This is a genomic window from Mesonia ostreae (genome assembly GCF_031845265.1).
GTDB classification, from domain to species: Bacteria; Bacteroidota; Bacteroidia; order Flavobacteriales; family Flavobacteriaceae; genus Mesonia; species Mesonia ostreae.
The window spans coordinates 18,918-37,434 of record NZ_JAVRBG010000018.1 but is presented as its reverse complement, the minus strand read 5'-3'; the positions used below and the strand labels follow the sequence as shown (position 1 = coordinate 37,434).

Below are 18,517 nucleotides of genomic sequence, written 5' to 3'. Positions count from 1 at the left end.
CATCCTGAAAAAATCTGACTGAAAGGAAGATTTTGTTCAGGATCTTATTCTTAGGAAGTATTACTTACGAGGGTAAGGCGTTTTCATAATTATAAGATGCTGAAACGAGTTCAGCATGACAGGACAAGCGCATGACAAGACTCAACATCACCTGTCATCCTGAAAAAATCTGATTGAAAGGAAGATTTTGTTCAGGATCTTATGCTTTAGGTTTAGGTTTAGAATGATTCTTCTTTACGATTGGCGTGGAGGTAAACTAGTTTAAGATTTCTCCTTCGTCGAAATAACAGAAAAGTTTAAACTTAAACGTTCAATACTTTTTGATACAAACCGAGCATATCATTCACCATTTTTACCTCTGTATGTTGTTGCTCCACTTTCTTTCTCGCTGCCCAAGATAAGGTATGTATCTCATCACTATTCAAGTAGGTAAAATTTAAAATGGCCTTTGCCATGGCTTTGAAATCTCTTGTGGGAACAATCCATCCTTCTTTTTCATTTGCAATCAACTCTTCCATTCCACCACAATTGGTGGAGATTACTAGCGTGCCAAGCGCCATGGCTTCTACAGCCACATTCGCAATACCTTCTTCTATACTCGGCAAGAGCATCACATCTGCTTCTTGAATTTTTTGAAATACTTCTGTTTGCGGAAGCTTCCCCGTTAAAGTGATGTGCTCACTTAGTCCTAATTCATGAATTAAAAACAAGCTTTCCTCATCTCCCTCACCGCCTACAATCGTATAATGAAAATCAAGATCTTCTTGCTTTAAAGAAGCACAAGCTTTAATGGCCGTAGGGTAATCCTTTTTCCAATGTGGTCTCCCTACAGAGATTAGCTGCAAGCAAGATTTCATATTAACTTTAGTTTTAAAACCCATTTTTTCTAGATCTAATCCCGTATAAACTACCCGATCCAAACCGTGTAATGGCGTTCCAATTTTTCTACCTACTTTAGAAATTGCTTTGGAAACCGAATGCAAGCCATCTAATTGAGGGTAGGTTTCGTGTAAATATTTAAAATTGACTGGATCAATAAACGGACGCACATTGGTATGAAACCCCCTTTGACTCAATACGATTTTAAAATCTCGGTTTTGAAAATAGGGCTGCATCCAAGGTAATAAAGAAGGCCATTGCAGATGAATGATATCGGGTTGTAATTTTTTAAGAACTAAATCTAAATTTTGTTTTTGTAAAGAAATCCGATCCCCAGATAGAATATTACTTAGCACTTTAATCCACGAAGCTGGTTTCCCTTCTTTTAAAGCTAGAGTAAGACTGGTTCTTAACAAGCCTATTTTAGATTGATTACTTCCCAAGCTTACATAATTCACTCCCACCACTGGGCTTGGATTGGCTTCATTGAATCCGATAACACTAATCTGTAAGCCACTTTTAACCAAGCCTTGCATTAACCGGCGTATAAAAGCAGTGCTGGAGAAAGTGCCGTCGAAGATGATGATTTTCATGATGCGTTGTTGGTTGTTCGTTGTTGGTTGTTCGTTTTTCGTTGTTCGTTGTTCGTTATTCGTTGTTCGTTGTTGGTTGTTCGTTTTTCGTTTTTCGTTGTTCGTTATTCGTTATTCGTTATTCGTTATTCGTTGTTCGTTGTTGGTTTTTCGTTTTTCGTTGTTCGTTGTTCGTTATTCGTTGTTGGTTGTTCGTTTTTCGTTATTCGTTGTTGGTTTTTCGTTATTCGTTGTTCGTTTTACGCTGAACGCTAAACTAGATCAACTATTCTTTTTCAAAAAGCGAATGAGACCATGAATTATATTTATGGTATTTTCTATTTTAGCGAAAACTGCATGTTCGCGTTGAAGCAGATTTAACTGCGAAGCTATAATAAGTTGCGTTTCTAATTCAAAAATGGAGCCTAGCGCAATTTCAACAAATCTTTTGTATTATTTATTCGAGCTTCTACCAAATCCTTCCGCAATATTTGATGGAATAGAAACAGAAGCTCTCCTTAATTGACTTACCAAACCAAATTTTTCCTCACTTGGAAACTTCTGCGTTATTTCATACACTAATTGCACAAGCTGCATCGATTCTTTCCACGCGTCGAGTTCTTTGTAATTCATGATTTCGTTATTTGTTGTTTGTTGTTCGTTGTTCGTTGCTAGTTGTTCGTTGCTAGTTGTTCGTTAATCGTTGTTTGTTGTTCGTTGTTGTTCGTTGCTCGTTGCTCTTTGCTCTTTGGACGTTGGTGGACTTTGTTAATTTCTCGCTATTTATGTCTTATTTACGCTGAACGGAAAACGCCAAACTAAAAACTAGAAACTACAAAACATAATACCCCTTATACCACTTCACAAATTCACTTATGCCTTCTTTAACCGAGGTATTCGGCGCATAGTTAAAATCTTTTTTTAATTTAGAAACGTCTGCGTATGTGGTGGCTACGTCGCCAGGTTGCATCGGCAGCATTTCCTTTTTGGCTTTTTTTCCAGTCTCCTTTTCGATGGCTCCAATAAAATCCATCAATTGTACTGGACTAGAATTACCAATATTGTATACTCCGTGCAAGCTGTTTTCTGGCAAATCCTTTTTCAAGGTATTTATAACTCCAGTAATAATATCATCTATATAGGTGAAGTCACGGGATAAACTTCCATGGTTAAACACTTTTATAGGTTTATCTTTTAAAATAGCATCGGTAAATAAAAACAGAGCCATATCTGGTCTGCCCCAAGGACCATAGACCGTAAAAAAGCGTAGTCCAATACATTGTATTCTGTAAAGATGGCTGTAGGTATGCGCTAATAATTCATTTGATTTTTTGGTGGCGGCATACACACTTATAGGCTCGTCCACATTATCGGACTCAGAAAATGGAACTTTTTTGTTGTTTCCATAAACGCTAGAGCTACTGGCATATACCAGTTTATTCACCTTATTATGGCGCATACACTCTAACAGGTTTAAAAAACCACTAATGTTAGAATCTGCATACACCTCTGGATTCTCGATACTGTAACGTACTCCAGCTTGTGCTGCTAGATTGCACACCTTATCAAATGTATGCTTTTCAAACAAATGTGGTACGTGCACCCGATCTTCTAATTTTAACTGAATAAATTCAAAATTAGGAAACTCTTCCGATGTACAAATTTGATTATAATAAGATGCCTCTTGCTTTGCGATTCCCAAAGCACTTAAGCGGTCAAATTTAAGGCTCACATCATAATAGTTATTCAGATTATCCAAACCCACTACGGCATAGCCCATTTCTAACAATTGCTGACAAAGATGAAAACCGATAAACCCAGCAGCGCCAGTGACTAATATTTTATTATGTTTAAGCTGATTATATTGTTCTAATTTCATTACTTACCTTCTTGACCTGTGAAATCCTGTTAAACACGTAATGGATTTCAGTAGGTATTATTTATTTTTAGTTTCACATGATAAATAAGATTTGAGGCGCTTCCCCAAATACATTTTTCCATAGTGCGTTTTTTAACTATTTTTCTCTCTTAATAGCATCATCTTGCGACAAACAACCTTCAAAGTAAATCAATTTTAATGGTCGACGATGCTTTGTTGATTTTACTCTTCCTTTTTGATGAGCCTCAATTCTTAATGGCAAATTCGATGTATAACCCGTATATTTTTTACCGTCTTTCTCACTTAAAAGTACATATATGTAATAATATCTATCCATCTTGCCACTATTTCACGGGTTAAACCCAGCAGCGCCAGTGACTAATATTTTTTGCATTTTGTATTTTTAAATCTTCGTTAGCATTCAATTCGGCGAAAATAGTAACATTTTATTCTTTAATGAAGCTTCTGCATTTCTATTCTGGTATATATACACGATTTTTAAGGTATGTAGAAAATTATTCTTCCATTTATACCCAATCAATTATATTACAAATCCTTGGACATACGCAACAACACTTCATTTTGTGACTTTACCCAATTATATAAATGATTATTGATGGTTTTGCGTTTGATCCCATTATGGATTAGCCTACTCATCTCTATAAATCTTCCTAAAAACAATTGTTCTTTATAAGAGTAAACTCCATTTTCATCGATTCTAGCTTTCTCTAAAAACTCATTATAAAAATCTTTTGTATTATAACTAGAGCTATCTAAATCCCGAGCTAAATAATGAAGTTTTGATTTCCCCCAATCTATAATACAAACTTCCTCCTTATTAGAAAGTACATTGCCATGGCTTAAATCTCCATGAATTCTACATAGAATCATATTTTTTTTCTTGGCATACAAGCGGTTATAGGTAGACATCGCTAATTCTCCATGGTCTTGTTCTTTGATAAATTTTTCTACGAAATCATGGTTTAAGAATTTATTTTCGGATAAATTTTGAAGTTTTATTGGATTTTTTAAATAAAACTTCATCAGATACCGAAAAACTTTATGATAATTAACTTTGAGTTTCTTCTTATCTTTAAAGGAATGTTTTTTGCCAGCAAAATATTCTTCGATGGAATAGTCGATATCCTCATCGTGATATTCACTTAAAATTTTAGGTATAAAAATATCTTTTGACGTTATGGCACTTGCTAAACGCTGGCTTGCAATTTCAGATTTCATTTGAAGTTTACCTGCCTTGGTCAATGCCACCTTTACCACCTTTTGTTCTTTTACAGAAGTATAAATCAATATTAGGGATGGCATACGACCGTATATCATATCTGCATGAAGTGGCAAGTATTCTGTTTTTAAGAAAGGCCAGTATAAACCAATACCTAATAATTCCTTAAGCCGAAGACTGCTTTTCTTAAATTTAAAAATTCTTAAAATCCAAAGCGCCCATGCCTTATAATTTGTACTAGGGTAAAACCGCAATTCAGAATATTTTAAGCTTTTCGTATATTGATCTTTAATGGGTATATCTGCTCTAATCCAAACTTTACCAAAGCGTTTGTAGGATAAGCCAGATGTATTATCTTTTTTTCTATAAACATTACTTTGTTTTTCAACCTTTTGCAATGTTTTTATAAACTTATGAATCATTCTTTTTCAATATCTATAAAGTATTTTTCTAGTTTTTCATCTTTAAAAAAGTAAATCTCTTCATTTCTTGATTACCTGTATAAACTATAAAGTCATATTTTTTATTTAAAATCTCTTATATGAAACCTACTTAGACCTATCAAATATTTAGAATTACATATACTAAAACTATGACTAGTATAGATTTCAGGAGACATATAATTCATTTAAAGCAGTGATCTCACCGTCAAAACTAAATTTATCCCGTAGAATTTTATTGTGCTTTAGTACTATTTCTGTATCTAAATTACAAGCTTCTAAAACTACAATTCAATTATTTACTACAATTCAATTATTTTTTGATACATTTCGCGATAGTTATTTATTTCAATACTTTCGTCAATTGATTCCACTTTTTGGGAGGATTCTCTAAATTCTAAATTTCGATGTAAAACTGTTAGTAGCTCCTTACCCATTTCTGACCAACTCCCAACTTCAACCATTCTTCTTTTATTTGTTTCTTGAAAAACTTCTGGTATACCTCCCGCATTAGTTGTCACAATTGGAATTTGATAATACATTACTCTTAATAGTGTATTTGGAATTCCCTCTGTAAGTGAACTCTGTAAATAGACATCCGTTTTACCCAGAATTTCATTAATTTGAGTATTATTTAGGTGTCCGTGAAAAACGACGTGCTTTTCTAAATCAAGTCTTCTTATCCAGAATTTTAATTCATCAAAAATATCTGTGTCATACCCCCCACAAATGTTATATGTAAAACTTAGATGATTATCTTTTAATACTTTTAAAGATTTAATAGCATCAACATAGCCTTTTGTCCAATGAATTCGCCCAATAGTCGTGATATGTACATGATCTATATCCTCATTTTTTTGAAAAGGTATATTCGCTTCTTTTACCTCTACAGTCCTATAAATAGTATAAATATATTCTGAAGGCTTACCAAAAGATTCAAGAGCTTCCTGAATATTACCTGAAACCGCATGCGCTGCATTTGTGTTCTGTAAAGCATATTCTAAAAAAGATTTTTCCTCTTGGTTTCTAAATGGTCTTACTAAAATATCACTGCCGCGAAAACTGATTAGAGTTTTAAAATCACAAATTTTTAGAAACGCTATTAACTTTTTATTTAAAATTTGAACGTGATGCACATGCACAACATCTGGATTTGCTTTTATAAGCGGTGCATATCTGCCAAAAATTTTTACACTGGGTAAAAAATTTAATTGACTTTCTTCTTTAAACGCCAAAAAATATTTTCTATGCTTAATTGAAGCAGAGACATAGCTTAGCCACTTAAATTTGTGATGGTAAAAATCGTATATTTTAAAGCTTGATTTCCCCTTTCCCTTTACAAGGCAAGCTACTTCACATAGCATTCCAAAGGTGGTTAGACGTTCTAACAAAACTTGATTATAAGGCTGAGTCTTATTTGGAAATCTCGCAAAAAAATGAATTATTTTCATGTTATCTTCTTCTTATAAACTTGATGGAACTTCCTATTCATTTCATAACTGTAAATAACATCTCTTAATTTAAAACCAAGCTTCTCCAAACCTTTACGGTTAGAGATATTGTTTTTATTGGTATAAATAAGCGCTTGCTGATGATTATTTCTTTTAGCTTCTAATATTAAATCACTTAAAACTTTACCATTTATTCCATTCCCCCTAAACTTTTCAGAAACCCGAGTGTGATAAATCCAAAAGTCCCCAGGTTCAACTTCAATGCTACGACCAGCTTGTTGTATAAAATGGGTACCTGTAAATTGTACCCAATGATAGCTTATCAATTTACCCTCCACTTGGGTAACATAGCAAAAATCACCTCGTTCTAATCTTTTTCTTAATTTATCTAAAGGTATTTTTTTTACTTCTACAATGCGGTGAATATTCTTCAAAGATAATTTAAAGACTTCTACTGGAATTCTGCAATCCTTTTGGGAAACGTTTTTTAAGTTATGGGTGTACACATACTCTACGTTTAATTTTGGGATAAGATGGTAGAGACGTCGCCTAAACTGATAGAGCATAAATCATAGTTTTTATTAAGGTGTTTAAATAGAGTTTCTAAGGATGTAAGGTAGTTTTTAACTTCCTCGTTTGTTTGACAGTAAGGAGAACCTTTAACTAAGATTTCATTGCTGTGAAACATAATATTCAATATAGCAAATTCTTGTTTTTTAAAATGATTGTTTACTACATAATCGGCTATTTCAATCATTCCTTGTCCGCTTTCCCGATAGGGACGTAACCAACGCGTTTTTAGTTTATATCCAAGCTTCTTCGAAATTCGGCGTTTGATATTTTCTGGATTCCCTATATTTTTCCGTAGAAAAAATGGAATCTTATGGTAATCTGGATTGATCAACGTGAGCGGAACTTGTAGTATTTTTTTTTCACCAAATTTCTCCCAATATGGCTCCAATGGTTCTTTCCAATGGTTTAATACGTGTCCTTCAATTAACTTATAGGTGTACGGAGTAATGTCTGAAACTGCATTGTAACCCAAATCTGCTAAAATAGAGGAAGTACTTTTACTGCGTCCAAAACGACCAGAGCGAAAACTTTTAGGGGGGTATCCAAATTTTTCTGTAAACAAATCGGTAAGCTTGGTTAGTTTTTCACGTTCCAAACCTTCAGCTAAATTTGCTTGTGTATTTTTTGTTCTATCTGCATCAAAATTCGCATTGGGCGCTATAAATTCTTCGTGTAAATGCGTTCCCAGTTCTACATGGTCTAAAGACTTTAAAAGCTGTACAGAGTCTTGATCGTGTATCACCTCTGGGCTTAATAGAAAAGTAGGAATTATACCATACTTTTTAAAAAGAGGTACTAATAATTTCTTCTGAAGAGGAATATTTTTAAATGCCAATGGTTTTTGAAGATTCCATCCAGGATTTCCTTTATCAGCTTCTGTATCTATGGTCACCAATACAAACACTTTTTTGGGCATCATTTTTTTACTGCTTTTAAGGTTTTTGATATGAGTCGAGTCAGCTTCACCTTTTTCGAAAATGAATTTTCTATTCTAATTCTTATCAGCATTTGCTTTTCATCTGTAAACTTGTCTTTATAACTAGACAGGCCACGCATATGATTGCAATAGTCTATATTAGGATCATAAAAGCTTGACCGCATCACTTCCTTTAAGATCAATTTTCCTGGGGAGTAGCGTTTATAATCCTCATTGTAGGCGTGGTTCCAATGGTAACGTGTTTTATTACAAATCCAGTCCAATTGAAAAGCCCAAGTTTCACCATCGGCTTCTAGAACGGTAAGTTCTACCATCTTTTTAGCTTCGTAGGCTTCAATAATATTTTGAAGGAATTTTTTTAAATTATCGGTTTCATATTTATTAAATTGACCTAAACTTTCGCGTCGTTGGGCATATAAATCAATATTTTTTAATAACTCAGGATATACATTTTCTCGATAAGAGCTAAATTTTAACTCATACCCTTTCTTTGCCACTCGTCTCTCAGATTTAGCCAAATCCTTATTCTTAGGATCAAACTCGGTTGTTAGAAAATCCTCCCAATCTCCCTTTGTAGCGGTATACACAAAACCATTAGGCTCATCTAGCTCAAACTCTAATTTTTCTTTTCTTAAAGCTTCTATAAGACACTTTAAATTTGGGGATGTCTCAGGTAATTCTGTCATCATAAGTTTATCCCAAGTGCTGTCATTCTTTAAAAAAGCTACTAAATGTGATAAAATCTCCTGTCTGTTTTCTTCTGCTACAGGTATATCAAAAAAATCTGTAGGGCCAAATCCTAAAATACGTAACTCTGTAAAGTTATAAAACCGAGTTGCTCTTTTCTCTTCCGCCTGTAATGGCAAACAGCCTACCAGTTCATCCTGATTATAGGCTGCTAAAATCCACGTAGATTGTGTCTCCTCAAAATAGTATTTTATATAATTGGTCAACCAAATGGAGTTTAAGTGTACCGTAAACCCACAAGTTTTATTCACTAGCTGATCAAAGGATTGCCAGAATTCTTGATTTGGTTGGGTTATTTTTTTTAATGTTAATTGCATTTATATCAATGGTTTTAATCTAAATAATAGTATTTTTTTAAAAGGGAGTATCCTCGAAGACCAGTACCTTTTAAAACCGAAACTGAGAGTATCAACTTTAAAAAATGCCTCCTATATCTTGTATCATTATTAAATACATTTTTACGCATCTTTTTTAAAAAGAACAATGCAGTCTCAAAATCTTTTGAATTGATACATCTTAGAATTCTCTTTAAAAATAAATTGGTATAAGATTTATAAAGTTGTTTATCTTTATAGTCATTCGCCAGTAACAAATAAGTTTTATAATACGCATTTAAATAAGAAACCATCACATCCTTTCTGAAACCTGAATCTGTAATACGCCCAGAATTTCCTATTCTTACAGAAACTAAAATTTCTTTTACGTAACAGTGTGAAAAGTCTTTTCTAAAAGACATCCTGCTTAGAAAGTCAAAATCTTGCGCCCGCAAAATAGTTTCATCATAAACGGTTTTTGCAGATTCCAAGAAGCTCTTTCTCCATAGTGGTTGTGTCGTTCCCATATCTATTTTTTTTGAAATATAATCTTCAAAAAAATTGATTTCATCTAAAGGTTTTGATTTTTTCTGATAACGTTTTGTCTCGTTAAAAATTTCTGCTTCGCTTAAGCAAACTTGACAACTTTCATTTTTTTCCAAAACAGCTAACTGAAGTTGCAACTTTTCTTTATGAATTAAATCATCACTGTCCACAAAATTTATATACTCTCCTATACTCTTTTCATAACCAAAATTACGGGCGGCATTTCCGCCTTTTTTTCTGTGACTTGGTTTCTTTAAGAATTTAAAGCGTGAGTCTTCTTTTATATAAGCTTCTAAAATATTTTCTGTATGATCTGTACCTCCATCATCCACGACAATGCATTCCCAGTTTGTATAAGTTTGTTCCTTTATCGAGTCTAAGGTTTCACTAATGAGATGGGCTCGATTATAGGTAGGAATAATTATAGAAACCAAGGGTTTTTCTTGTATCATCTCGTATAAGTAAAATAAGCTGCAATAATACGCAATTTTGATAAGAGAAAGAATAGATTTTTTTTATTTAGTTGGTCGTTGGTCGTTGATCGTTGGTCGTTATTCGTTGATCGTTTTTCGTTATTCGTTGTTCGTTTTTCGTTTTTCGTTGATCGTTTTTCGTTGATCGTTTTTCGTTGATCGTTTTTCGTTGTTCGTTATTCGTTTTTCGTTTTTCGTTGATCGTTTTTCGTTTTGAAAATAGCTGCTATTTTAATAAAATAAAAGCTAAACATCTGAAATTAAAATTATTAACAATAGGATTGCATAACTATTTTTGCACGGAAGCACTAATTATTAGAACTTTAGCTTGTTCTTAAGATACTCTATAGAACCGCCGATAGAAAGGTGTCATTAAATTTATTTTTCATGATAAAAGTGAAAACCATTGCCCGTAAAAACCCTCAGGACTTGCAAGCCCCTGAGCAATTTTACCTCCACGCCGTAAAAGATGGGGTGGTAGATTTTGAGCGGCTTGCGTATTTAATCTCCAACCAGTCTACCGTGCGTGAAGCCGACTGCCTGGCTGTTCTCAATGCTTTGCAGCATAATATGATGGACGAGCTGGCACAAGGTCGCGTGGTACAATTGGGCTCCTTGGGTAATTTTCAGGTGGGCATTCGCTGCGAAGGCAGCTCTCTTCCTGAAGAAGTGAACGCTTCTAAGGTGAGAAGTGCACACATTAATTACCGGCCAGGGAAACGGCTTAGAAAAGCCTTGTTAGGTCTGGAGTATAAATTAATTAGCGGCTAGACACTTTTAATTGATTTGATTTGTAAGTCTCGAGAAATTTTCTCGGGACTTTTTTTCTATCCTAAATGCTAAGAAGTGGCAGAAAAACGCTTAGCTATCTCAAGAAACCGTTTATTCTTTTATAAACATCCCTTAGCACTACAAAAAAAAGTCTTACTTACTTTTTCAAAATCCTTAGTGTATTGTTCTTTTTTTACTAAAAAGCACAAAAAAACTCAAAAAATACCAGCGGCTAGACACTTTTGCTTTCTTTTTTGAGCTTTAATTTGATTTATAAGTCTCGTAATCGACTACACTTATAAATCAAAAATATATATTCTTGCGCAGCTTAACTAAATTTTTATGATTTTATTTGCGGCTCTGGTAGGTTGATAGAGATAATTATCAACAAAATAATTATTGATGCTAAAGTTGTGCCCTAAGGATTTATCCATATTCTATCATAACACTAGCCGCTCAAAAGATATGCTATTAATTTTATTTTAAAAAAAAAATTACCAACAAAATAGGTATATCTTAAGCAAATTCCCTCAAAATATTTGTGAGTTTCTTTTGGTATGACCTACTTATTTAATTTTTTTTAAGTAGCAATAATACTTGAATAATTTTTGATCAATTTATTTACTTTAAACATCTTGAACCTATTGAAAGAGTATTTCTTAACATATTCCAAATCGATCTCATCCTTGTAAATTTTTATTAAATTTTCTTCCAATTTATTATGATCTCCAATTTTAAAAAGCGGTATTGGATATGTTTCTCCTACTACTTCTCTAATACCGTCCACATCAGTACCTAAAAACGGTTTACCCATTGCTAATGTTTCGATTACACTGTTTGGCAAACCTTCATTCTCAGTACTAAGAATATTGCAGTTTGCTATGCTTAACAGTTCTATATTCTGAGATATTCTACCCAAAAAAACTACAGAATTTTCCAATCCCATATTCTCTACTTCTTTTTTATAGAAGGACTTCATCCCCTTAACACCTTCATCACCCGCTATTAATAATTTTGAATTTGAATTTGTTTTTTCCATAAAAGATTTCCAAGCTCTAAAAACAGTCAAAAAATCTTTTTCGTTAAAAAAATTTGCAAGAATAGTGGCTGTAAAGTCAACTGATTCCACATTAAAAAATAATCTCCAATTAATAGTCTTATCTATCGGTCTAACATCTATTCCATTATATATTGTTTGTATGTCTAGGTCATACTCTTTCCCATATACCTGTTCAAATTTAATTCTTGCGTGATTTGAATTTACAATAATGGTTGGTTTATTTTGCAAAGCGTGTTTTAAATACCAATTTGGTTTAGATTCATTCTCCAAAACTGTACTTCTTATATGGAATAATGTTTTTTTTACACCCGTATAATTATGAATGGCTCCGAAAAAACAGCTTAACTGATTTTGGTATGGAATAACGTATTTTATTCTATGAAACTTCAATATGGCAACAGCTCTAACCAAAGGCCAATAGCGCTGTAACTTCCAAGAAAATTTCATAAGATTTTTATCATTTATAAAACTTCCATCTATAATCAAAAAATTGTTTGCGAGCAATTCATTATTTACAAAATCCTCTTCGTATTTTCCTGTATAAAAAAAGTAAACTTTACATCCTTTATTTTTGTATGCTTTAGCTAAGTTTAAAGCTTGTGTTTGAATGCCTCCGTAGGTTAAATTACTAATTGCAAAAAGAATTCTATTTTTGTAATTTTTCGACTTACACATAGTCATAATTTTGAAAGTTTGTAATAAATTATATATCCGCTTTCATTTCTAAAGCTAGCTTTTGTAATCTTAAGTATCAACCCCAAAACATTCATTTTGGCAGGCTGGCTTCAAAAAAACAGCCAAGGAGTAGAAAAATCAAATAAAAGTGACTCGACTCAACCTGATTTAACATTAATACTCTTATTTGTTGGCATTAAAAACTAAACAGATGTGCAAAAAAATAATTTCCTAATTGTACTCAAATACGATTTCATCGAAATCTATACCTTAGAGATTCATTTCAAGGAAGTGTTTAGCTCTAAATTGTTAAAAGATTTGAAATAATTAAAAATATGAAAAAAATAATCTAAGTATTCTGATGTTTTTGCTTTAATGTTCTCCAGAAATATTTAAAATAGTTCAAAATATCATAAGAATGATTTAATGGGATATAGCTTAAAGACCTTAAAAAAAATTTAATATATTTCGCTTTATCGCCATTTACTTTCAATTTTTTTAGATATGCTTTTGACGTTTTTATGTTATTTTTTCTTACAATATTTTTAGAACGTTTATCTTCAATATTTCTAAATAGGATTTGAAGCCTATCCATTGTTCCTCTCAGCCCTCTAGATCTAAATAGTGAGCTTTGTAAAATTCTATATTTAATTAAAGGCATATCTAAATACTCTATCTTAAACTTTTTAGATATTTTTAATAAGATATCTAAGTCCTCATAAGAATATCTTTCATCGAATTTACCCACATCAAAAAGTGCTTGTCTTTTGTATAGCAACGTAGGAGCAGCAATTTGATTACTTTCCAGTAATAGATAATAATAAAATCCAGAAAATTTTGCTCTTTTCTTATTCTCTTTACGATTTAATTTATTTCCTAGTTCATCAACATATATTAAGTTAGAATGTAATACTCCATAATTAGAAGGCAGCTTATTGAAGAGATTTGCTTGTAATTCAATTTTATTTTCCATTAAAATATCATCACAAGAAATGATTTGTATAAATTCTCCTTGTGCAATTTCTAAAGCTTCATTTAATGTTTTACATAGTCCTTGATTTTGTTTGTGCGCAACAAATTTATAGTCATAATTGTTTTTATCTATCCAATCTTGAATAACCGCCACGGAAGTATCCGTTGAGCAATCATCCATTATAATTAATTCTATATTTTCGTAAGATTGATTTACGATGCTTTCTAAAGTAGTAATAGCATACCTAGAGTGATTATAACACACTGCAATTATAGAAACTAACGGACGATTCATGCTAAAAATTATTTAGTACCTCAACTATCTTTTTTTGCTCTTGTAAGCTTATGATAGGACTTATAGGCAGGCTTAAAACACTTTCATGAATGTTTTCTGTGATAGGAAAAGATAAATTGTTCCACTCCTTATAGGCTGATTGCTTGTGTGGAGGGATAGGATAATGAATTACGGTTTGAATATTATTTTCTAGTAAATAAGCTTGAAGTTTATCACGATTTTCACATCGTATCACGTATAGATGAAAAACATGATTTTCTACATTCTCGTTCCAATTGGGCAAAGTAATTTTGGAGTTTTTAATGTTTTCTTGATAAAATTTTGCAGCTTCTCTTCTTTTAATAATTTCTTGATCTATGTATGGCAATTTTACATTTAAAATAGCAGCCTGTAATTCATCCAATCTACTATTTAAACCTTGCAAGCTGTTGTGGTACTTCTTCTCGCTACCGTAATTACCCAACTGCTGAATAAGACTAGCTAATTCAGCATTGTTTGTAGTTACCGCACCTGCATCTCCTAAAGCTCCCAAGTTTTTACCAGGATAAAATGAGAATCCTGCAGCAATACCAAAGCTCCCCGCTCTTTGACCTAAATCATTTTTAGCTCCGTGGGCTTGTGCTGCATCCTCTACCAATAAAAGATTTTGCTCATCACAAAAATCCACCATATCTGTCGCTAATTGACCATATAAGTGAACCGTAAGAACAGCTTTAGTTTTGGCGGTTATGTTAGTTTTTACCCCATTTAAGCTCAAATTGAATGTTGAATGATCTGGCTCTACCAATATAGGTTTCAAACCATTTTCAGTTAAGGCTAATATGCTTGCTATATAGGTGTTCGCAGGAACTAATACCTCGTCCCCTTTTTTTAATTTCCCTTGCACCATTAGAGCTCTAAAAATAAGCACTAAGGCATCTAAACCATTAGCAACCCCTATACAATGACGTGTTCCGCAAAAACTGGCAAAACTTGACTCGAAATCTGTAACTGCCGCGCCTTTGATGTACCAGCCAGAGTCCAACACTTGAATCATTGCATTTTCAATTTCTGATTGGTATTGAGCGTTTATTTTTTTTAAATCTAAAAATTTAATCATGTAATCTTTCTAATTCGTTATTTTTAATCTCATATAAGTTACCTTCTTCATCCAACAAGTTTAAATCTAATCTCACTTTATTTCTAGTTAAATAGCCAATAGGCTTTGCCGGATTGCCAAGAACGATTTGAAACGGTTTAACATTTTTAGTCACTACTGCGCCCGCTCCAATAAAAGCTCCTTTTCCAATATGAAGGTTCGGTAATATAGTTGCATTTGCACCAATAGAAACAAAATCTTCGATGTGAGTTGTTTGAAAATCTGTAGGATAAACTTTTGACTTAGGTAATATATCATTTGTAAACGTAGCATTTGGTCCAATAAAAACATTATTGCCGATGGTGATTCCATCCCATATTTGCACGCCAGGTTTAATAGTAACATTGTCACCAAGGCTAACGTTATTTTCTATAAAAACATGACAGTTAATGTTACAATTTTTTCCAATTTTAGCTCCAGCTAATATGACTGAAAATTGCCAAACATGCGTATTTTCTCCAATATCATTAGAATTGACATCTGCGCTTATATGAATCATTTTTCTATACCTTTAAAACTTAAAAATTCCTCATATTCTCGAATATAATCCTCTTCATCAAACTCTTCTGAGGTCAAAACTAAACAAATTGAACCTGAACTAAAATTCTGCTCAGACGCCCATATTCCCGGAGGGATATGCAATCCTAAAAAAGGTTGATTAATAAAAACAGTACGTTTAGCCTGACCATCATCCAACAAAACCTCAAAAGCACCTGATAAAGCTATCAATAATTGATGACATTCTTTATGCGCATGAGCTCCTCTGGACTTAGCTGCTGGAATATCGTAAAGATAAAAAACACGCTTAACTTCAAATGGTAAAATACCACCCTCATTGTCTACTATCGTCAAGGATCCAGAAGCAGCGTTTATCTTTGGCAGCTGAATTAAATCACAATCATAAATCTTTAATTCTCTATTCATTGGATAAGTACTTATTCATATTTCTAATATAATCACCTTCATTGTAGCTAGAATCTGAAAAATGCAATAAAACTGTATTTGTAGCAAAATTTTCAATGTGTCTCCAAAAATTAGCAGGAACAAACAAAGCTTTATCAGCTTGATTAAGACTAAAGACTTCTCGCTGTTCATCTTTATAAGTTATAATAATGTCTGCACTACCAGAAACTACGCAAATAAGTTCATTTTGTTTGCGATAAGCATGACCGCCACGAATCTCATGCGTTTTTAGGTCATAGGTCCAAAATAAACGTTTTAAAGCAAAGGGAAGACCTATCCCATTTTGCAGAAAAGTTAAATTTCCTCGTTCATCGGTTATTTTAGTTAGTTTTATTATCTCCGGTTTATTCATTTATATTTTTAATTATCCTTGCAGGAATACCTCCTGCCATTACATTGCTAGGTATAGATTTCTTGAAATTTGAACCATTACAAATGATACAATATTTATCAATCTCAACTACCTTTAAAATTTGCGTGTTAGATTCAAGCCATACACTATTTCTAATTTTATCACTTTGCACAGTATGGTTATTATATCCTATTACAATCTTCTTTTCAGCGATTATTACCACATTATTAATTATTTTACTACCAATACTAAAGGCAATTTTAGCTTTCTGTGTTCTTGCTTCGCTATGTTATTAGCTATTAAAAAAGTATAATGAAGAAAAATAACCCAATGTATTATTAGTTCCGAAAATAATTTTAATTTTACTTATTACAAATTATATTATAATTCTGGTTCAACATTAGAGTCTAAATCTACTAAGTTAACATATTTAGTTCCTCATCCATTATCTTAACATCCCATTTCAATTCTTTATAATTAACGCCAGGATGCCGTTTAGTATCTTTTACATCTTTTCCGAATTCAATTTCAAAATCAATAATATCCGTTTCTTTAAAAATTAAATACTTTTTATTTTTTCCAAAAATTAAATCTACAGAATAAGAACCTGAGTTTAAAAACTTTTCCTCTAGCATAAAACCAATATCTATTTTTGATTTTTTTGAATCTGAGTTTTTAAATATCTGAATCCAATCTGTAAAAACAACAATTTCATCTGAGTTTTTCACTCTTATGGTTATATCTATGCTTTCATTTAAAATTTCATTTTCGATAATACACTTAAAATATAGCTTAGAATCAATAAAGAATATACTTTCTTTATTTTCATTTAACACATTAAATTCAAGAACTTTAATCCCATTCGCACCTATAGCATTATCTACACTCCAATTTCTAATATTACCAACACTGCTATTCTGCGACAAATAAAAATCAACACTCTCTTCGGCTGTGCCCTCAAAAACCGAAGCCCCATTCGTCAAAACCAGTCCTCGTGTACATAAGCTTTTTACTGCAGCCATATTGTGGCTTACAAAGATAACGGTTCTTCCTTCACCTTGAGAAATGTCTTTCATCTTACCAATAGCTTTCTTCTGAAACTCGGCATCACCTACCGCTAATACTTCATCAATCACTAAAATTTCTGGCTCTAAGTGTGCCGCTACGGCGAAAGCTAAGCGTACGCGCATCCCACTACTGTAACGTTTTACGGGAGTATCAATATACATTTCACAGCCCGAAAACTCAATGATCACGTCTAACTTGTCTGTAACTTCAGCTTTGGTCATTCCCAAAATAGCCCCATTAAGAAACACGTTTTCTCTTCCTGTTAATTCGGGATGGAAACCCGTACCTACTTCCAACAACGAAGCAATACGACCTCTAGTTTTAATACTTCCGGTCGTGGGTCCTGTTACCCGAGATAAGATTTTAAGCAAAGTAGATTTTCCCGCACCGTTCTTTCCTATAATACCTAATACTTCTCCAGATTTAACTTCAAAATTAATATCTTTTATCGCCCATACATATTCCTCTGTAGCTTTTTGACTGCGGTCATTTACGGCACCTACCTTGGCATAAGGATCTCCTTTTCCACGAAGTTGAGACCACCAGCGGTTAAGGTCATGACTTAAAGTACCCGTGCCTACAGTTCCTAAACGGTATTGCTTGCTTATATTTTCTGCTTTTAAAATCACTTTACTCATGCTAACACTATTATTTCAAATTTAGGAATCTCAAAATTAGGCATTTCAAAATTCAATTTTAAATTTTCAGGCTTCGGTAACATTCGGCTTACAGCCGAATCATTGAGCCATTGGGCTTTTACTTCTATTTTAGTTTCTGACGACAGGAGAAATATTTACTCCTATTCATAAGATTCATCACTTCATTGCATTGCGCTCTGAATGACAGTCTTTTTAGTCTATTTTCTATTCTCTAGACTCTATTTTCCAATCTTCAACTTTTCAGTTTAAGCTTTCCAACTCGCATTAGAAAGATTCTTCGCTCCATTGCATTGCGCTCTGAATGACAGTCCTATTCCAACTTTTCACTTTTAGCTTTTAGCTTTTCACTTCATTCCAAAAGATTCATATCAAACTAACCTAGATTGAGATGCTGAACTAAATTCAGCATGACAGTGCTTTTAGTCTAGCCTCTAGACTCTAGACTCTATTTTCCAATCTTCAACTTTTCAGTTTAAGCTTTCCAACTCGCATTAGAAAGATTCTTCGCTCCAT

At 32.9% G+C, this 18,517-nt stretch carries 18 protein-coding genes and 1 pseudogene; 1 reads left to right on the top strand and 18 read right to left on the bottom strand.

The features are described 5' to 3' along the window. Positions 1–302: 302 nt before the first annotated feature. The 10 genes and pseudogenes from RLT85_RS14145 to RLT85_RS14100 all read right to left on the bottom strand — a co-directional run bounded on the left by RLT85_RS14145 (position 303) and on the right by RLT85_RS14100 (position 10,030). A complete protein-coding gene (locus tag RLT85_RS14145; protein ID WP_311402697.1) occupies positions 303–1,472 on the bottom strand; it encodes a glycosyltransferase family 4 protein in 1,170 nt (389 codons plus the stop codon). A 261-nt stretch (positions 1,473–1,733) separates the two neighbouring features. Further along, positions 1,734–2,084: pseudogene (locus RLT85_RS14140) on the bottom strand (four helix bundle protein). Between the two features lie 199 nt (positions 2,085–2,283). Continuing rightward, positions 2,284–3,330, bottom strand: coding sequence for an NAD-dependent epimerase (locus RLT85_RS14135; protein WP_311402696.1), 1,047 nt, complete (start codon positions 3,328–3,330; stop codon positions 2,284–2,286). A gap of 136 nt (positions 3,331–3,466) precedes the next feature. Beyond that, positions 3,467–3,667, bottom strand: coding sequence for a GIY-YIG nuclease family protein (locus tag RLT85_RS14130; RefSeq protein ID WP_311402695.1), 201 nt, complete (start codon positions 3,665–3,667; stop codon positions 3,467–3,469). 209 nt (positions 3,668–3,876) lie between these two features. Then, the gene (locus RLT85_RS14125; protein WP_311402694.1) at positions 3,877–4,992 is read right to left on the bottom strand and encodes a phosphotransferase; all 1,116 of its coding nucleotides are present in this window, start codon (positions 4,990–4,992) and stop codon (positions 3,877–3,879) included. A 320-nt stretch (positions 4,993–5,312) separates the two neighbouring features. Next, positions 5,313–6,461: a glycosyltransferase family 4 protein gene (locus RLT85_RS14120; RefSeq protein WP_311402693.1), complete on the bottom strand. Its 1,149-nt coding sequence runs from the start codon at positions 6,459–6,461 to the stop codon at positions 5,313–5,315. After that, the gene (locus RLT85_RS14115) at positions 6,458–7,027 is read right to left on the bottom strand and encodes a GNAT family N-acetyltransferase (RefSeq protein ID WP_311402692.1); all 570 of its coding nucleotides are present in this window, start codon (positions 7,025–7,027) and stop codon (positions 6,458–6,460) included. The genes RLT85_RS14120 and RLT85_RS14115 overlap by 4 nt, the downstream gene beginning before the upstream one ends. Then, positions 6,979–7,953 (bottom strand): polysaccharide deacetylase family protein, encoded by a 975-nt coding sequence (locus RLT85_RS14110; protein WP_311402691.1) that lies wholly within the window; start codon positions 7,951–7,953, stop codon positions 6,979–6,981. The genes RLT85_RS14115 and RLT85_RS14110 overlap by 49 nt, the downstream gene beginning before the upstream one ends. Continuing rightward, positions 7,950–9,035 carry a GNAT family N-acetyltransferase gene (locus tag RLT85_RS14105; RefSeq protein WP_311402690.1) on the bottom strand — a complete coding sequence of 362 codons (1,086 nt, stop codon included), beginning with the start codon at positions 9,033–9,035 and terminating at the stop codon, positions 7,950–7,952. The genes RLT85_RS14110 and RLT85_RS14105 overlap by 4 nt, the downstream gene beginning before the upstream one ends. 14 nt (positions 9,036–9,049) lie before the next feature. Beyond that, positions 9,050–10,030 carry a glycosyltransferase family 2 protein gene (locus RLT85_RS14100; protein ID WP_311402689.1) on the bottom strand — a complete coding sequence of 327 codons (981 nt, stop codon included), beginning with the start codon at positions 10,028–10,030 and terminating at the stop codon, positions 9,050–9,052. Positions 10,031–10,438: 408 nt separating this feature from the next. Here RLT85_RS14100 and RLT85_RS14095 point away from each other — a divergent pair, with 408 nt between their 5' ends. Then, positions 10,439–10,822, top strand: a complete 384-nt coding sequence (locus tag RLT85_RS14095; RefSeq protein ID WP_311402688.1) for an HU family DNA-binding protein — start codon at positions 10,439–10,441, stop codon at positions 10,820–10,822. A gap of 580 nt (positions 10,823–11,402) precedes the next feature. On the opposite strand, the gene RLT85_RS14090 is transcribed toward RLT85_RS14095, so the two are convergent. The 8 genes from RLT85_RS14090 to RLT85_RS14055 form a co-directional block, all read right to left on the bottom strand. Next, positions 11,403–12,557 (bottom strand): glycosyltransferase family 4 protein, encoded by a 1,155-nt coding sequence (locus tag RLT85_RS14090; RefSeq protein WP_311402687.1) that lies wholly within the window; start codon positions 12,555–12,557, stop codon positions 11,403–11,405. A gap of 349 nt (positions 12,558–12,906) precedes the next feature. Beyond that, entirely contained in the window at positions 12,907–13,824 is a 918-nt protein-coding gene (locus RLT85_RS14085; protein ID WP_311402686.1) for a glycosyltransferase family 2 protein, read from the bottom strand. Position 13,825: 1 nt separating this feature from the next. Beyond that, positions 13,826–14,923 (bottom strand): DegT/DnrJ/EryC1/StrS family aminotransferase, encoded by a 1,098-nt coding sequence (locus tag RLT85_RS14080; RefSeq protein ID WP_311402685.1) that lies wholly within the window; start codon positions 14,921–14,923, stop codon positions 13,826–13,828. After that, positions 14,916–15,461, bottom strand: a complete 546-nt coding sequence (locus RLT85_RS14075) for an acyltransferase (protein ID WP_311402684.1) — start codon at positions 15,459–15,461, stop codon at positions 14,916–14,918. The genes RLT85_RS14080 and RLT85_RS14075 overlap by 8 nt, the downstream gene beginning before the upstream one ends. Beyond that, positions 15,458–15,886, bottom strand: a complete 429-nt coding sequence (locus RLT85_RS14070) for a sugar 3,4-ketoisomerase (protein WP_311402683.1) — start codon at positions 15,884–15,886, stop codon at positions 15,458–15,460. Before RLT85_RS14070 ends, RLT85_RS14075 begins: the two co-directional genes overlap by 4 nt. Beyond that, positions 15,879–16,277, bottom strand: coding sequence for a sugar 3,4-ketoisomerase (locus RLT85_RS14065; RefSeq protein ID WP_311402682.1), 399 nt, complete (start codon positions 16,275–16,277; stop codon positions 15,879–15,881). The genes RLT85_RS14070 and RLT85_RS14065 overlap by 8 nt, the downstream gene beginning before the upstream one ends. Further along, positions 16,270–16,500, bottom strand: coding sequence for an LbetaH domain-containing protein (locus tag RLT85_RS14060; protein WP_311402681.1), 231 nt, complete (start codon positions 16,498–16,500; stop codon positions 16,270–16,272). Before RLT85_RS14060 ends, RLT85_RS14065 begins: the two co-directional genes overlap by 8 nt. Before the next feature lie 193 nt (positions 16,501–16,693). Further along, positions 16,694–17,983, bottom strand: a complete 1,290-nt coding sequence (locus RLT85_RS14055) for an ABC transporter ATP-binding protein (protein WP_311402680.1) — start codon at positions 17,981–17,983, stop codon at positions 16,694–16,696. Positions 17,984–18,517: the final 534 nt, after the last annotated feature.

Bases quoted from the DNA above. Each gene is read 5' to 3' on its own strand.
- RLT85_RS14145 (WP_311402697.1), bottom strand. From the start codon at position 1,472: ATGAAAATCATCATCTTCGACGGCACTTTCTCCAGCACTGCTTTTATA.
- RLT85_RS14135 (WP_311402696.1), bottom strand. From the start codon at position 3,330: ATGAAATTAGAACAATATAATCAGCTTAAACATAATAAAATATTAGTC.
- RLT85_RS14130 (WP_311402695.1), bottom strand. From the start codon at position 3,667: ATGGATAGATATTATTACATATATGTACTTTTAAGTGAGAAAGACGGT.
- RLT85_RS14125 (WP_311402694.1), bottom strand. From the start codon at position 4,992: ATGATTCATAAGTTTATAAAAACATTGCAAAAGGTTGAAAAACAAAGT.
- RLT85_RS14120 (WP_311402693.1), bottom strand. From the start codon at position 6,461: ATGAAAATAATTCATTTTTTTGCGAGATTTCCAAATAAGACTCAGCCT.
- RLT85_RS14115 (WP_311402692.1), bottom strand. From the start codon at position 7,027: ATGCTCTATCAGTTTAGGCGACGTCTCTACCATCTTATCCCAAAATTA.
- RLT85_RS14110 (WP_311402691.1), bottom strand. From the start codon at position 7,953: ATGATGCCCAAAAAAGTGTTTGTATTGGTGACCATAGATACAGAAGCT.
- RLT85_RS14105 (WP_311402690.1), bottom strand. From the start codon at position 9,035: ATGCAATTAACATTAAAAAAAATAACCCAACCAAATCAAGAATTCTGG.
- RLT85_RS14100 (WP_311402689.1), bottom strand. From the start codon at position 10,030: ATGATACAAGAAAAACCCTTGGTTTCTATAATTATTCCTACCTATAAT.
- RLT85_RS14095 (WP_311402688.1), top strand. From the start codon at position 10,439: ATGATAAAAGTGAAAACCATTGCCCGTAAAAACCCTCAGGACTTGCAA.
- RLT85_RS14090 (WP_311402687.1), bottom strand. From the start codon at position 12,557: ATGTGTAAGTCGAAAAATTACAAAAATAGAATTCTTTTTGCAATTAGT.
- RLT85_RS14085 (WP_311402686.1), bottom strand. From the start codon at position 13,824: ATGAATCGTCCGTTAGTTTCTATAATTGCAGTGTGTTATAATCACTCT.
- RLT85_RS14080 (WP_311402685.1), bottom strand. From the start codon at position 14,923: ATGATTAAATTTTTAGATTTAAAAAAAATAAACGCTCAATACCAATCA.
- RLT85_RS14075 (WP_311402684.1), bottom strand. From the start codon at position 15,461: ATGATTCATATAAGCGCAGATGTCAATTCTAATGATATTGGAGAAAAT.
- RLT85_RS14070 (WP_311402683.1), bottom strand. From the start codon at position 15,886: ATGAATAGAGAATTAAAGATTTATGATTGTGATTTAATTCAGCTGCCA.
- RLT85_RS14065 (WP_311402682.1), bottom strand. From the start codon at position 16,277: ATGAATAAACCGGAGATAATAAAACTAACTAAAATAACCGATGAACGA.
- RLT85_RS14055 (WP_311402680.1), bottom strand. From the start codon at position 17,983: ATGAGTAAAGTGATTTTAAAAGCAGAAAATATAAGCAAGCAATACCGT.